This is a genomic window from Bacillus sp. 165 (assembly GCF_017742235.1).
In the GTDB taxonomy this organism is placed as follows: domain Bacteria; phylum Bacillota; class Bacilli; order Bacillales; family Bacillaceae_G; genus JAGHKQ01.
In genome coordinates this window covers 241,270-255,974 of the sequence record NZ_JAGHKQ010000003.1, presented here as the reverse complement: position 1 = coordinate 255,974, position 14,705 = coordinate 241,270, and the positions used below count along the sequence as shown (strand labels likewise).

The following is a 14,705-nucleotide window of genomic DNA, read 5'->3' as shown; positions in this document are numbered from 1 at the left end:
TTGTGATGAAGTTTTTCCATACAGCCGATTGGCATTTAGGAAAGCTGATTCATGGTGTGTATATGACCGAGGATCAGCGATATGTGTTAAAGCAATTTGTACAAGCTGTAGAAGAAGAACGACCAGATGCAGTTGTTATTGCTGGCGATCTATATGATCGTGCGATTCCTCCCACAGAAGCAGTAGAGTTATTAAACGATACACTTAAGCAGATTGTGGTAGATTTACAAACACCGGTAATTGCCATTGCAGGAAATCATGACAGTCCGGATCGTATTCATTTTGGAAGTCAGCTTATGAAGGCACAAGGATTACATATTGCCGGTCAATTTACATTTCCTCATGAAGCAGCTGTGCTGCGTGATGAACATGGAGAGGTTTATTTTCATCTTATTCCCTATGCAGATCCTGGTGTTATTCGCTATGTGCTCCAAAATGAAGACATTCGCAGTCATGATGATGCAATGAAAATCTTGATGGATTCCCTTGTACCTACCCTGGATCCACATGCCCGTCATGTCTTTGTTGGACATGCATTTGTTACGCAAGCTGGTGAGGCAAAAGACAACACGAGTGATGCAGAACGTCCGCTTTCCATCGGAGGTGCGGAGTATGTGAATAGTCATTATTTTAACCATTTCCACTATACAGCGCTTGGGCACTTGCATCAAGCACATCATGTAGGAAATGAACAAGTTCGGTATGCGGGTTCACCAATGAAATATTCCATCTCAGAAGAACATCATAAAAAAGGATTTTATATAGTCGATATGGATGCGTCCGGACATATTACACTTGAAAAGCGACTTCTTACTCCACTGCGTGATATGAGGACCCTAGAAGGAAAGATAGACGATATTTTGCAGCATTCCTATTGTGAAGACTATGTATTTGTTAAGCTGCTCGATGAAACCCCTATACTTCATCCGATGGAAAAAGTGCGATCTGTATATCCAAATGCAATGCATGTAGGACGTACAATTTATCGGATTGATGAAGAGAATCCTTCTCCTGCTTTGGAACGTCATAAGATGGATGATTTGACCCTGTTGAAGGCCTTTTATAAAGAAATGAAAGGAACAGAGCTGTCTGAAGAAAAGCAAACGCTCTTTCTAGACGTTTTAGGTGAAGTGGGAAGAAGGGAGGGGATGCAATGAGACCGTTGCAGCTTATTATGACAGCATTTGGCCCGTATAAAAACAAGGAGGTCATTGACTTTCAGGAACTGGGAGAACATCGATTATTTGCCGTTACAGGAAATACAGGGGCAGGTAAAACCACTATTTTTGATGCTATTTGCTATGCTTTGTTTGGGGAGGCAAGCGGAGAAGAACGAAATGATCCGCAAGTGCTAAGAAGCCACTTTGCGGCAGACGATTTGTATACAAGCGTGGAACTGACTTTTAAATTACGCGGGAAAATCTATCGTATTTTTCGTCAAATGGGACATCGAAAAGCTGGAAATAAAACAGTAACAGGCGCAGCCGTTGAATTTTTTGTGCAAGCTGAAACAGAAGAAATACCTTGTGTGGATCGATTTCATGTGACAGATGTAAACAAAAGAGTGGAAGTTCTTCTGGGACTGACCAAACATCAATTCAGCCAAATCGTCATGCTTCCCCAAGGAGAATTTCGAAAGCTTTTAACCTCAGAAACTGAAAATAAAGAAGAAATTTTACGACGCATATTTAAAACGGATCGGTACAAATGGATGCAAGAGATACTGGATCAGCGCCGTAAAGTGTTAAAATCCGAATTACAGGAAAAAGTAACAGAACGTGATATATATTTTCGGAATGTCCTTCAGTTACCGAACAGGCCTGGCACAGCCTTAGAACAATTGACAAGTCAAGAAAAGCAAAACAGTTACCAAATGCTTCAGGCGCTCGCTGAAGAGCTTACTTATTACAAAAATGAGTTCCATGAAATAGAAACTAAAATTCAAACGGACGAACAACAGCGCAATGAGAAGGAGTCAGCCTTTCATCATGCGAAAGCTACTAATGAAAGGCTGACTGAACTGCAGCATAAGGAAGAAAGCAAACTAAAACTCAAACAGCAATTACCGATCATACAACATAACGAATTGCAGTTGCGATTGGCAGATAAGGCAAATGAGATCGTTGGTGCAGAGGAGTATTATGAACAGGCACAGCAGCTTCTGATTCAAAGGCAGCAACTTGCAGACCAAAAACTTGTCCAGATAGAGAAAATGAAAGTGGAACTGCAGCAAATCAAGCATGAGCATGAAGCAGAAACAGCAAAAGAAACAGAGCGTGAGAAAGGTAAGCAAAAACTGCGAATGTTGCAGGATATGCAAGGTATTTTTGAGCGCTTGCATGAACAAGAAAGAAGAATGACTTTGCTGCAGACAGATGAAAAACAAAAAAAAGACGAATTGCACCTTTTAATAGAATCGATTGAGCAAAGTAAAGCAGAACGCAGATCTTTACAAGATGATTGGCAAAGCTTAGACCAAAGCACACGTATCTATTTAGAGAAAACGGATGCCTTACGCACCATGCAAGAAGACTACAAGCTATTACAGGAATATTGCAGGAGCTGGGAGCAAAGCGAATCGTATCGTCTGCAGTTACAAAAGAAACAAGCTGATTTACAGGGAATTCGAACGCAGTATGAGCAATTAGAGCAAGCTTGGCTAGAAGGACAGGCTGGCATGCTTGCTCTTCATTTACAGGATGGAACGTCCTGTCCTGTATGCGGTAGTATGCACCATCCTAACAAAGCGGTACAGGTTTATGAAATAGATAAAAAAGAATTGCTGAGTTTAAAGGAAAAGCGTGACACCACTGAACGTGAATCTTATCAAATAGAAGAGGCCTATAAATCTCGTTTGCAGTTATGTACAGAGTATGCACTTCAAATGCAACAACGGGGATATTCGACCGCTCAAGCACCTGTTCATAAAGAAAAATTACTTATCGAGGGCAAACAACTAAGAGCGGAAGTAGACTTGTTAAAACAAAAGCAGGAAACACGTTCTGTCGTACAGCAGAAACTCCTTACACTTGAGACAAATCTAGAGAAACAACAATCTCAAAAGGACAACCTAGAGCATAAACTGCAAACTATAACACTGGAACTAACGAAACTTCTAACTTCCTATAAACATGACAAAAAACAAATACCAGAGGACCTCTCGTCTCTTTCTGTATGGCAACAGGAATGTCTTGCAGCGGAGCAGGATCTTTCAGCGCTAGAAGAGGCTTGGCGTGTCATTCAAGTACGGTATCAAGAAGCGGTAGAAGCATCTATTCGAGAACAAACATCGTATGAGCACGCCCATGCTGAACAGCAAGAAGCAGCAGGACAAGCTGAACGAGCGAAACAACAGTTTCTAGCTGCAATGAAGCAAGCGGAATTTGAAACAGAACAAGAATACCAAAAAGCTAAATTACCACGAACAGAATATGAAGCATATCAAGAACAGATTCAACAATATTATACCTCTCTTCACATTTTGGAAGAAAGAGTAACAGAGCTTCATACTTTACTACAAGGTAAACAATGGGCGAATTTGCAGCAGCTCCAAGAAGAACTCAATCAATTAAATAGGCTGCTTGACCTACAAAAAGAACAAAAACAGAAAATGAAATTGTCCATAGAACGTATTGCAGAGCTAGAACGCAATATTATAAACATTGAGGAACGTATTCAAGGGCAAGAAAAAGGTTATGAGCAATTAGTAGATTTATATGAAGTGATAAAGGGAGATAACGAAAGCCGTCTTTCTTTCGAACGTTATATTTTACTTGAATATTTAGAACAGATTGTACAAGCGGCTAATACTCGTCTAATGAAACTCTCGAACGGACAATTTTATTTGAAACGAAGTGAGCGAGTAGAAAAACGAAATCGCCAAAGCGGATTAGGGCTGGATGTATATGATGTTTACACGGGGCAAACACGTGATGTAAAAACATTATCCGGTGGAGAAAAGTTTAATGCTTCGTTATGTCTCGCATTAGGAATGGCAGATGTGATTCAAGCCTACGAAGGCGGTGTATCCATTGAAACGATGTTTATCGATGAGGGATTCGGATCGTTAGATGAAGAGTCATTAACAAAGGCTGTTGACACTTTAATCGAGTTACAGAAGTCTGGCCGACTTATCGGCGTTATCTCACACGTACAAGAATTAAAAAATGCAATGCCAGCCGTATTGGAAGTGAAAAAACAGAAAAATGGCTGCAGCAAGACGAAGTTTATACTAAAGTAAATAGAAATAGGTATGTGTATGAGTTCAGCTCCTTTGCTAAGTAAAGGAGCTTTTTCGTTAGAATAGGAGGAAAGATATAGAAGCACTAATAAAAATGAACAGAGTATCAATAATTTGCAAAAAATAGTTCACATTATAAAAAAGGAGTGGTGATTTTGAAGAATAAAGAACATAAAGATATTATTATGAATTCAAATAAAGAAGATTGCAGCATAGAAGAGCTCATGCAACAGCAGGATTTACTTGAAGTAAATTTTGCTATAACGGAAAATATTTATTTGGCAGAACGTGCTCCCCAATCAGAAGGATAAGTTATCTATATCCTTATAGAGAAAGTGTTGCAGCAGATGTGGAGGTCATAAAAGACGAGGTAGTAGATTTACAAAGAGAGGATGTGAAAGCACCTCCTTTTTATTTATAAATGTGATTCTATTTCTACAGGTAACTTTGTAAAATAGGTGAAACTAGTAAAATTCTTTGCTGGAAAAAGCTCAGAGAACACTATGCGATAGGTTTCATTATTGATTGCGGAACATGAACAGTTCCTATGATATTTTACAGTGAAATAAGGCGGAGGAATGTATGAGACCATTTGTAAAACCAACTGTCGTTGTCAGCAAATGTTTAGAATTTGCTGCATGTCGTTACAATGGAGATGTGATTCATGACATAACAATTCAAAACCTAGTACCGTATGTGAATTTTATTCCCGTTTGTCCCGAAGTAGAAATTGGACTGGGCACTCCGAGAGAAACCATTCGAATTGTAGAGGAATCTGGTAGCCATAAGCTTATTCAACCAAGTACAGGAAGAGATGTATCGGAACACATGCGGGAGTTTTCCCGTAATTATCTCTCTTCTTTACCAGAGATACACGGATTTATTTTGAAAAATAGATCCCCAAGCTGCGGCACTCGTGATGTAAAAGTATATGCCGGCAGCAGCAAGGCACCTGTTACCGCAAAAAGCAGCGGTTTTTTTGGGAAAGAAGTAGTAGAGCGCTATGGTCATCTGGCTATTGAAGAAGAGGGACGGTTGAAAAATTTTACAATTCGGGAACATTTTTTTACGAAACTATTTACGATTGCTGCATTTCAAAACCTCAAGAAAAATCCTGAAATGGAGCAGCTTATCTCCTTTCATTCTGATAACAAATACTTATTTATGGCCTATAATCAAACAAAGCAAAAGGCATTGGGACGCATTACTGCAAACCATGACAAAAAAGATGTACATGAAGTATGCCATGAATATGAAACGGTACTATATGAGCTTTTTCAACGAACCGCTCGCTATACCTCTCATATCAATGTTTGCCAGCATATTTTCGGTTATTTTAAACAGCAATTAAACAAGGATGAAAAAGAGGACTTTCATGCACTTCTTACCAAATATAAAGATAAGAAAATCCCACTAAGCTGTATTTTATCACTCCTGAAATCATGGACCCTTCGATTTCAAGAAGGATATTTAAAACGGCAAACCTATTTTGAGCCCTATCCAGAAGCGCTAATAGACATTACAGATTCAGGAAAAGGTAGAGATTATTAATCAAAATTCGACAAAAAATCCTACATTGTTGTAGAACAATGTAGGATTTTTTTTGCTCCGTAACAACAAAAGATGTTTTACAATAATAATGATGGCAGAATTATTAAAATAATCATACAAATTTATCTTGTATCTGCTCTAGCAGGTCTGCCAAACAGTAAAAAGGGGTGTTCGTATGGAATTTACTCTAACAAGAGAAACGCAAATGATGAAAGAAATGGTACGCAGCTTTGCTGAAAAAGAGATCGCACCAAAAGCTAGTTACTACGATCGCACAGCAGAATTTCCGTATGAAACGTTTAAAAAATTAGGCGAATTGGGATTGCTTGGTATTCCATTTCCAGAGCAGTACGGCGGTTCTGGAGGAGATACTATATCATATGCAGTGGCAGTTGAAGAAATCGGCCGTGCATGCGGAGGAACTGGTTTAAGTTACGCAGCAACGATATCATTAGGAGCATCTCCTATTTATTATTTTGGAACAGAAGAACAAAAACAAAAATATTTAGTTCCAATGGCAAAAGGAGAAACGTTGGGTTCATTTGGACTTACTGAACCAAATGCTGGCTCTGATGCAGGCGGAACGCAAACAAAGGCCGTTTTAGATGGAGACGAGTATGTCATTAATGGTGAGAAGTGTTGGATTACAAACGCAGAATATGCGAACACCATTATTGTAACCGCTGTCAACGGTGTGGATGAAAAAGGAAAAAAACGTATTTCTGCGTTTATTGTACATACAAACAGTGAAGGGTTAAAAATTACTAGCCCATATGAAAAAATGGGTGTTCGTGCTTCTAATACATGCGAAATCATTTTAGATAACGTACGTGTACCGAGAGAAAATATTTTAGGAGACGAAAACAAAGGGTTTGGCCAATTTTTATACACATTAGACGGTGGTCGTATTTCAATTGCAGCATTGGCAGTTGGAATTGCACAATCGGCATTTGAAAAAGCGCTGGCATATTCGAAAGAGCGCAAGCAATTTGGTCAAAGTATCTCTTCTTTCCAGGCAATTCAATTTAAATTAGCGGATATGGCTATGGAAATTGAACTGGCTCGTAACATGGTACATAAAGCGGCATGGCTTAAAGACAACAATAAACCGTTCACGAAAGAATCTGCATACGCGAAGCTTTTCGCATCCGAAATGGCTAGCCGCGTTGCGAATCAAGCAGTACAAATTCACGGCGGATACGGTTATATGCACGAATACGAAGTAGAGCGTCACATTCGCGATGCAAAATTATTGGAAATTGGTGAAGGAACATCTGAAATTCAGCGTCTTGTTATCGCTAGACAATTAGGGTGCAGATAAAGAAGGGAGCTTGTGTATGTTCTCAAAAATTCTTATTGCAAACCGCGGTGAAATTGCCGTTCGTATTATGAAAACATGTAAAAAGCTAGGTATTCAAACGGTTGCTGTGTATTCGGAAGCAGATGAGCATTCTCCTCATGTCAAGCTTGCTGACGAAGCATATTATATTGGCGGCCCGCGTGTACATGAAAGTTATTTGAACTTAGAAAAAATTATGCAGGTTGCCAAAGAAGCAAAAGCAGATGCCATCCATCCAGGATATGGCTTACTGTCAGAAAACACCTCTTTTGCTGCTCGTTGTGAAGAAGAAGGGATTGTATTTATTGGTCCTTCAAAAGAGGTTATTACTAAAATGGGAAGTAAAATTGAATCTCGAAAAGCGATGATGGAAGCGGGAGTACCTGTTGTACCGGGAATTACTACTGCAATTCCAACAGTTGAAGAAGCAATAGCTATTGCGAATCAAATCGGTTACCCTGTTATGCTAAAAGCATCCTCTGGCGGAGGCGGCATTGGTATGCAAGTTGTCGATACTGAACAAACGCTCGTTCAGGCATTTGAAAGCAATCAAACTCGTGCAAAAAACTTTTTCGGTAACGGAGAAATGTATATTGAAAAGTTGATCACAGATGCTCATCATATTGAAATTCAAGTATTAGCAGACGCGCATGGGAATACCGTCTACCTTTGGGAACGTGAATGTTCGGTGCAGCGTCGCAATCAAAAAGTGATCGAAGAAGCTTCTTCACCGTTTTTAGACGAAGCAACGCGACATGCTATGGGAGAAGTAGCAGTAAAAGCTGCGAAATCCTTAGGATACGTCAATGCAGGAACGATTGAGTTTTTAGTAGATCACGAGAAAAACTTTTATTTTTTAGAGATGAATACACGCCTTCAGGTAGAGCATCCCGTTACGGAAGAAATTACAGGGTTAGATTTAGTAGAACAGCAGATTCGAATAGCTGAGGGTCATCCATTATCGTTTACACAAGCTGAGATTGCTCGAAACGGGCATGCACTCGAAGCACGTATATATGCAGAAGATCCAAAAACGTTTTTCCCTTCACCAGGTAAAATTCATACATTGGATTTACCGGAGCATGTTCGCATCGATCATTGTCTCGAAGAGGGAATTACAATTACTCCATTCTATGATCCGATGATTGCCAAAGTTATCGTTCATGGCGCAACTCGAGAAGACGCAATTGCAAAGCTTCAACAGGCATTACAGGAAACGAAAATAGAAGGAATCAAAACAAATATTTCTATGTTGCTGTCTGTATTAGAGGATGAAACATTCCAAAGCGGTGTGTACACAACTTCATTTGTACAGCAGCAGCTTATTAAAAAATAGACATTCAAGGAGGCTATCCGTATGGAAAAAGTATACTCAAACATGGCAGGAAACGTATGGAAAATTGTAGCAAAAGTAGGGGAAAGCATAGAAGAAGGACAAGATGTAGTCATTTTAGAATCGATGAAGATGGAGATACCTATTGCGGTTGAAGCCTCCGGTGTGGTAAAAGAAATATTCGTCAATGAAGGGGACTTTGTTAACGAAGGAGACCTATTACTAGAGTTAGAATAAAGGAGGCCACGACAAGATGAAGCTTCCACAAATAGTAACAATTAAGGAAGTCGGGCCGCGGGATGGGTTGCAAAATGAAAAGCACATCATTTCCACGGCTGATAAAATCAAATGGATTGATATGCTTTCTGATACAGGGGTACCTTATATCGAAGTATCTTCCTTTGTTCATCCTAAATGGATTCCGGCCTTAGCAGATGCCAAGGATGTATTTTCTGGTATCACAAGGCGAGAAGGAGTAACCTATGCCGCTCTTGTCCCTAATATGAATGGACTAGAGCGAGCATTGGAAGCAAATGTGGATGAAGTGAACGTATTCATTTCTGCAAGTGAAACGCATAACAAAAAGAATACGAATAAGTCTATAACAGAAGGCTTACAGGTTATAAAGGAGCTCACAAAACAAAGTGCATTTGCTGGAAAACGTGTACGGGGGTATGTTTCCACTGTATTTGGATGTCCGTATGAAGGAGAAGTGAGCATTCGCTCAGTACAGAATTTATGTGAGGAATTGTTATCACTTGGAATCTATGAAATTTCCTTAGGAGACACGATTGGTGTCGCTAATCCAAAACAGGTAGAACACGTATTAGAAGTGCTGCTGCGCTCCTTTTCGTCTCATATGCTAGCCATGCATTTTCACAATACATATGGCATGGCGTTAGCTAACGTGGTGAAAGCATTAGAGATGGGTATTACCACATTTGATAGTGCTTGTGGAGGACTAGGAGGGTGTCCATACGCTCCCGGTGCTTCCGGCAATGTTGCGACAAATGACTTAGTGCATATGCTTCATAAAATGGGAATACAAACATCCATTCAAGAAGACACGTTACAAAGTGCCAGTCAATTTATGCAGCATCAACTGGCACGTCCATTGCCAAGTCAAGTATTTCAAGCTTTACAAAACAAAACAGTGAGCAGGTGAGAATATGCTTCTTTTGCAGCATGTTGTAGTAGAAAAAGTGAACCCTCATATTGCGAAAGTGATATTAAATCGTCCACAGCAGGCAAATGCACTTTCACTTTCTCTATTAGAGGAACTGCAAGCCGTATTAGCTGATTTACGAGAAGATCGAGATATCCGTGCTGTTTTGCTGACAGGAGCAGGAGAAAAAGCGTTTTGTGCGGGAGCTGATTTAAAAGAACGGGTAGGAATGAATGAAGAGCAAGTGCGTCACGCAGTATCGTTAATCCGTTCTTCTATTAATAACGTAGAGGCACTTCCATTTCCGGTAATTGCTGCTATTAACGGGGTGGCACTTGGAGGAGGTACGGAACTCAGTCTAGCTTGCGATATTCGTATCGCTGCCGATACGGCGACGTTAGGATTAACAGAAACCTCATTAGGAATTATTCCAGGTGCAGGAGGAACGCAGCGATTACCTCGTTTAATCGGTGTAGGCCGAGCAAAAGAACTTATTTATACTGCTCGTCGTATTTCTGCTTCTGAAGCTCAAGAGTACGGATTAGTAGAATATGTCGTTCCTTTTGCAGAATTAGTCCCTACAGCTCTTGCAGTGTGTGAACGCATTGCAGCTAATGGTCCGATTGCCGTGCGTCAAGCCAAACGAGCAATTAGCCACGGGATTGAAACAGACCTGCAAGCTGGACTCGAAATAGAAAAAGAATCTTATGAACAAGTCATCCATACGAAAGACCGTTTAGAAGGGCTGCAAGCTTTCAAGGAAAAACGCAAGCCTGAATATAAGGGGGAATAGCCATGCTAGACCAGCAAGCTAAAGAAACAAATGCAACATTTGAAGAACGAGTAGAAACTATTCACCAAGGCGGTGCGCCAAAGTATCACGAACAAAATAAAGAAAAAGGCAAGTTATTTGTTCGCGAGCGTTTGGCTTTATTGTTTGATGACGCAGATTTTGCAGAAGATGCTTTATTTGCAAATTGTGAACAATCTGATTTGCCGGCAGACGGTGTGGTCACTGCAATCGGAAAAGTTCATGGCCGTACGGTATGTGTTATGGCAAATGACTCTACTGTAAAAGCAGGTTCTTGGGGAGCTCGTACAGTAGAAAAGATTTTACGTATTCAAGAAACGGCAGAAAAACTACGAGTGCCTCTCTTTTACTTAGTAGATTCTGCTGGGGCTCGTATTACCGATCAAGTAGAAATGTTCCCAGGTCGCCGAGGTGCAGGCCGTATTTTCTACAATCAAGTGAAATTGTCTGGTAAAATTCCGCAAATCTGCTTGTTGTTTGGACCTTCTGCTGCAGGTGGAGCATATATTCCGGCATTTTGTGATGTAGTAATGATGGTAGAAGGTAATGCTTCTATGTATCTTGGATCTCCACGCATGGCAGAAATGGTAATTGGAGAAAAAGTAACCCTTGAAGAAATGGGCGGTGCAAGAATGCATTGTTCAGTTTCTGGATGCGGTGACGTTCTGTGTAAAACAGAAGAAGAAGCGTTACTTCTTGCTCGCAAGTATCTCTCTTATTTTCCAAACAATTATTTAGAAAAACCAGCTGTTGCGACTCCTATTGAACCAAAGTCGTTTGATAAATCGCTAGAACAAATCATTCCAGAAAATCAAAATGCACCGTTCAATATGATGGATTTAATTAACCGTGTGGTTGATGAAAATTCATTCTTTGAAATCAAAAAACTATTTGCACAAGAATTAATAACAGGATTGGCACGAATTAATGGGCAGGCAGTTGGAATCATTGCAAACCAACCGCGCATGAAAGGCGGCGTGCTATTCCATGATTCAGCGGACAAAGCAGCGAAATTTATCACGCTTTGTGACGCATATCATATTCCGCTTCTCTTCTTAACAGACGTACCTGGCTTTATGATCGGTACTAAAGTAGAACGAGCGGGCATTATTCGTCACGGTGCAAAAATGATTTCAGCTATGAGTGAAGCAACAGTACCAAAGGTATCTATTATTGTACGTAAAGCATATGGAGCGGGGTTATATGCGATGGCTGGTCCTGCATTTGAACCAGATTGCTGTTTAGCACTTCCAACTGCTTCTATAGCTGTTATGGGACCAGAAGCAGCAGTAAATGCAGTATATGCGAATAAAATCGCAGCACTTCCTGAAGAAGAGCGAGCGGCGTTTATTGCACAAAAACGTGAAGAGTATAAAAAGGATATCGACATCTATCACTTAGCTTCAGAAATGGTGATTGATGGTATAATTCATCCGAATAAACTTCGTCAAGAACTCATTCAACGATTTGAGCTATATACAAGCAAGTATCAAGTGTTTACAGATCGTAAACATCCAGTATATCCAGTTTAATACTAAAACAAAACGCTAGCATTCTATAAAGATGCTAGTGTTTTGTTTTACAGATCTTTCCACAAAAATCTTTAGAGTGAATAGCTATTTATTTTCTGATGTATTTATTTAATGACTGATAAGTACCTATCCGTTTTCCAATTGGAATGATGGTAAATAAAACTCTTTGAATCCAAATCGGGATACCAGATACTAAGGTATTCTGAAGATATAGGATATATAAGGTGTAAAAAAGATTTTTCGGATTGCCCTTATCATTTGTTAAGCCATCTTCCATTAATCCATAATGAATCCGTACTGATTCTTCAAAGCCTTCACCAGGTGTTAACTTTACAGTGAATCGAACAGGTTCGTGAGATTCATTGCGAAAAGTATGAGCTTCTTTTAAGGGAACAAAAATCGTTTCACCCGGAATAAGAATGTGACGTTCTTTATTATGTATAACGGTGAGCTCTCCTTTAATCACTGTGAATTGTTCTGTAAAACGATCATGAAAATGGAGAGGGGGACCTATCGTATTAGGGGGGAGGATTACTTCGATCAATAATTCTTGATTCGTTTTCTTTAAAAATGTAATGGTTTCTCCTGTAAATTTGTGAATAACAGTATTAGAATTTTGAGTCATACAAACTCCTTTCCATTTTTATTTAACTTGTGCCACTATAGCATTATGAACTTTAATGTAGCCATGACGTAATATATTAAATCCGTTCTCATACACGTATAGGCCCATTTGCTGTATGGTCATCAATTCCCGATATGTATGATTCATGATGTCCGCCATAACGGTATAATATAATTTTGATTTCCATTGACTGCGTGGTGTAGTTAAAATAGCGTATCCTCCAGGCTTTAAAAACTTACGGTGCCATTCCATTACTTCTGGCTTATATTCATCAGGGAAATGCTCCAGCAGCCCCACGCTAATCACAATATCAAATTCCGCACCAAATGGAAGCTTACGAATATCCTCTACAATGTATTGCAGGTTCATTTCATCCTTGTACCACACTCGATCGCTACCAGTATTTGCATTGCTCCCTAAAAATGGATAATGCTCAGGGAATTCTGCGAATCTCGTATCCCGGCAATATTCGTCATAATCCACTAACACCGCTTCACCACCAGGATACATAGCAGATAACTGCATAGCTTCATAGCCTTCCGCAGCACCTAAAAAAAGAATGCGTGGTTTGGTTACATCTAATCCTGCAAACAAGGTACGTTTTCCACGCGGATCCCAAATCCCGTCTTCTATACGGTGTGCATAATTCCATAGATTGAGCCGCAGCATATCTCCTAACGTTGTTTTCACTTCCTTTACTTCAAAGTGTTTGAAATGTTGAAACAGTTCTTTTTTCCCATCTTGCAACTCAGCAGGTACATCTTTCATAAACCACTGGTGAAAGGCTTTATTGAAATATGTCCAGGAGGTTTTTACATCCATTTCTTGTTTGTGTTTTTGTTCCCAATCCACCCGTTCCTTAGAATTAACTTTGACTTCATAGGGTTTGCCGATATCTTTCCACTGTAAACCAGCCCAATCACGTATTATGTCTAACGTTACGAATTTATTGATTTCTTTCTCATTATACTTACGTAAATCCACTCGAAACTGGGGCTGCAGTTCGGTATAACCAAGATTTGTTTCGTCGTATGGAAATGTCTGGTTATCGAAAGACAATTGCAATTTTTCTCATCCTCCTCGCATGCATGTTACACATACAATTCAGCAGAGGGAGAAGAAAATCCTTTTCATACAGGTACCTCTTTCGCTCAAAACTCTCTAGAAAAATAAAGTAAAATGAATTTCATATTCATAGAAAAAATATTAGAGAACGTTGAAGCATATAATGGGTACAAGCAGAAGGGGGGAGGAAAGAAATGAATTGGCTTGAAGCATTTATTTTAGGTATTATCCAAGGATTAACCGAGTTTTTGCCAATTAGCAGTACCGGTCACCTATATTTAGGAAGACATTTATTTGGGTTAGATGAGGCAGGTTTATTTTTAGATACGATGCTGCATATTGGAACACTCCTGGCAGTGTTTATTTACTATAAGGAAGAATTTATAAAAATATTAAAAAAACCATTTAGTAAGCTGACATTTTTATTGATCGTAGGTACAATTCCGGCAGTGGTCATCGGATTATTATTTAAAGATTATTTTGAGGAAATATCAAAAACTGGAGTGACGATTGGATGGGAATTTTTAATTACAGGCTTCTTTCTCTATATAGCAGAATCGATCAAGGCAGGAAGTAAACGGATGGAGAATATTACATATACAGATGCATTTGTAATCGGTTCGTTTCAAGCAGTGGCCATTTTTCCGGCGATATCGCGCTCTGGCATGACCATAGTCGCTGGTTTGTTTCGTAAATTAGACCGTAGTACAGCAGCTTATTTTTCCTTTTTACTTTCTACACCCGCTATTGCCGGTGCAGTTGTTTTGCAATGTTTCGATTTAGTAGGGGGGAACACAGAGAATATTTCAACTGGAGCATTAATCATAGGGACACTGTCGTCCGCGTTCTTTGGCTACATTGCTGTCTCTTGGATGATTAATTATCTAAAAAAGCATTCCCTTAAAATATTTGCATACTACGTGTGGGGACTGGGATTCCTTATCCTAACACTGCAATTTACCGGAGTATTTTAAAGCTATTCACAGAGAGTGGATAGCTTTTTAGCGCATGTCGAAAATTGTCACATACAGATTGCGGCATATT

At 39.6% G+C, this 14,705-nt stretch carries 13 protein-coding genes; 11 read left to right on the top strand and 2 right to left on the bottom strand.

The features are described from left to right. Positions 1–5: 5 nt before the first annotated feature. The 10 genes from J7Q84_RS06190 (at position 6) to J7Q84_RS06145 (ending at position 11,971) form a co-directional block, all read left to right on the top strand. Positions 6–1,157, top strand: a complete 1,152-nt coding sequence (locus tag J7Q84_RS06190) for an exonuclease SbcCD subunit D (protein ID WP_209093660.1) — start codon at positions 6–8, stop codon at positions 1,155–1,157. After that, positions 1,154–4,240: an AAA family ATPase gene (locus tag J7Q84_RS06185; protein WP_209093659.1), complete on the top strand. Its 3,087-nt coding sequence runs from the start codon at positions 1,154–1,156 to the stop codon at positions 4,238–4,240. The genes J7Q84_RS06190 and J7Q84_RS06185 overlap by 4 nt, the downstream gene beginning before the upstream one ends. 155 nt (positions 4,241–4,395) lie before the next feature. Beyond that, positions 4,396–4,551: a hypothetical protein gene (locus J7Q84_RS06180; protein WP_209093658.1), complete on the top strand. Its 156-nt coding sequence runs from the start codon at positions 4,396–4,398 to the stop codon at positions 4,549–4,551. Between the two features lie 271 nt (positions 4,552–4,822). Then, a complete protein-coding gene (locus tag J7Q84_RS06175; RefSeq protein ID WP_209093657.1) occupies positions 4,823–5,791 on the top strand; it encodes a YbgA family protein in 969 nt (322 codons plus the stop codon). 175 nt (positions 5,792–5,966) lie between these two features. Next, positions 5,967–7,112: an acyl-CoA dehydrogenase gene (locus tag J7Q84_RS06170; RefSeq protein WP_209093656.1), complete on the top strand. Its 1,146-nt coding sequence runs from the start codon at positions 5,967–5,969 to the stop codon at positions 7,110–7,112. A gap of 16 nt (positions 7,113–7,128) precedes the next feature. Then, the gene (locus J7Q84_RS06165) at positions 7,129–8,466 is read left to right on the top strand and encodes an acetyl-CoA carboxylase biotin carboxylase subunit (RefSeq protein ID WP_209093655.1); all 1,338 of its coding nucleotides are present in this window, start codon (positions 7,129–7,131) and stop codon (positions 8,464–8,466) included. Positions 8,467–8,487: 21 nt separating this feature from the next. Next, positions 8,488–8,700: an acetyl-CoA carboxylase biotin carboxyl carrier protein subunit gene (locus J7Q84_RS06160; protein ID WP_209093654.1), complete on the top strand. Its 213-nt coding sequence runs from the start codon at positions 8,488–8,490 to the stop codon at positions 8,698–8,700. A 16-nt stretch (positions 8,701–8,716) separates the two neighbouring features. Beyond that, positions 8,717–9,628: a hydroxymethylglutaryl-CoA lyase gene (locus J7Q84_RS06155; protein ID WP_209093653.1), complete on the top strand. Its 912-nt coding sequence runs from the start codon at positions 8,717–8,719 to the stop codon at positions 9,626–9,628. 4 nt (positions 9,629–9,632) lie between these two features. After that, positions 9,633–10,421, top strand: coding sequence for an enoyl-CoA hydratase (locus tag J7Q84_RS06150; RefSeq protein ID WP_209093652.1), 789 nt, complete (start codon positions 9,633–9,635; stop codon positions 10,419–10,421). A gap of 2 nt (positions 10,422–10,423) precedes the next feature. After that, a complete protein-coding gene (locus J7Q84_RS06145) occupies positions 10,424–11,971 on the top strand; it encodes an acyl-CoA carboxylase subunit beta (protein ID WP_209093651.1) in 1,548 nt (515 codons plus the stop codon). An 88-nt stretch (positions 11,972–12,059) separates the two neighbouring features. Here the strand turns inward: J7Q84_RS06145 and J7Q84_RS06140 are convergent, their stop codons facing one another. Together J7Q84_RS06140 and J7Q84_RS06135 are read right to left on the bottom strand one after the other, a co-directional pair. Beyond that, complete coding sequence (locus J7Q84_RS06140; protein WP_209093650.1) at positions 12,060–12,596, bottom strand: cupin domain-containing protein; 537 nt, start codon at positions 12,594–12,596, stop codon at positions 12,060–12,062. Between the two features lie 18 nt (positions 12,597–12,614). Further along, positions 12,615–13,661, bottom strand: coding sequence for a class I SAM-dependent methyltransferase (locus J7Q84_RS06135; protein ID WP_209093649.1), 1,047 nt, complete (start codon positions 13,659–13,661; stop codon positions 12,615–12,617). A gap of 194 nt (positions 13,662–13,855) precedes the next feature. Between J7Q84_RS06135 and J7Q84_RS06130 the strand changes: the two genes are divergently transcribed. Continuing rightward, the gene (locus tag J7Q84_RS06130; RefSeq protein WP_209093648.1) at positions 13,856–14,635 is read left to right on the top strand and encodes an undecaprenyl-diphosphate phosphatase; all 780 of its coding nucleotides are present in this window, start codon (positions 13,856–13,858) and stop codon (positions 14,633–14,635) included. Positions 14,636–14,705: the final 70 nt, after the last annotated feature.

Coding starts and splice junctions, on each gene's coding strand:
- J7Q84_RS06190 (WP_209093660.1), top strand. CDS start 6: ATGAAGTTTTTCCATACAGCCGATTGGCATTTAGGAAAGCTGATTCAT.
- J7Q84_RS06185 (WP_209093659.1), top strand. CDS start 1,154: ATGAGACCGTTGCAGCTTATTATGACAGCATTTGGCCCGTATAAAAAC.
- J7Q84_RS06175 (WP_209093657.1), top strand. CDS start 4,823: ATGAGACCATTTGTAAAACCAACTGTCGTTGTCAGCAAATGTTTAGAA.
- J7Q84_RS06170 (WP_209093656.1), top strand. CDS start 5,967: ATGGAATTTACTCTAACAAGAGAAACGCAAATGATGAAAGAAATGGTA.
- J7Q84_RS06165 (WP_209093655.1), top strand. CDS start 7,129: ATGTTCTCAAAAATTCTTATTGCAAACCGCGGTGAAATTGCCGTTCGT.
- J7Q84_RS06160 (WP_209093654.1), top strand. CDS start 8,488: ATGGAAAAAGTATACTCAAACATGGCAGGAAACGTATGGAAAATTGTA.
- J7Q84_RS06155 (WP_209093653.1), top strand. CDS start 8,717: ATGAAGCTTCCACAAATAGTAACAATTAAGGAAGTCGGGCCGCGGGAT.
- J7Q84_RS06150 (WP_209093652.1), top strand. CDS start 9,633: ATGCTTCTTTTGCAGCATGTTGTAGTAGAAAAAGTGAACCCTCATATT.
- J7Q84_RS06145 (WP_209093651.1), top strand. CDS start 10,424: ATGCTAGACCAGCAAGCTAAAGAAACAAATGCAACATTTGAAGAACGA.
- J7Q84_RS06140 (WP_209093650.1), bottom strand. CDS start 12,596: ATGACTCAAAATTCTAATACTGTTATTCACAAATTTACAGGAGAAACC.
- J7Q84_RS06130 (WP_209093648.1), top strand. CDS start 13,856: ATGAATTGGCTTGAAGCATTTATTTTAGGTATTATCCAAGGATTAACC.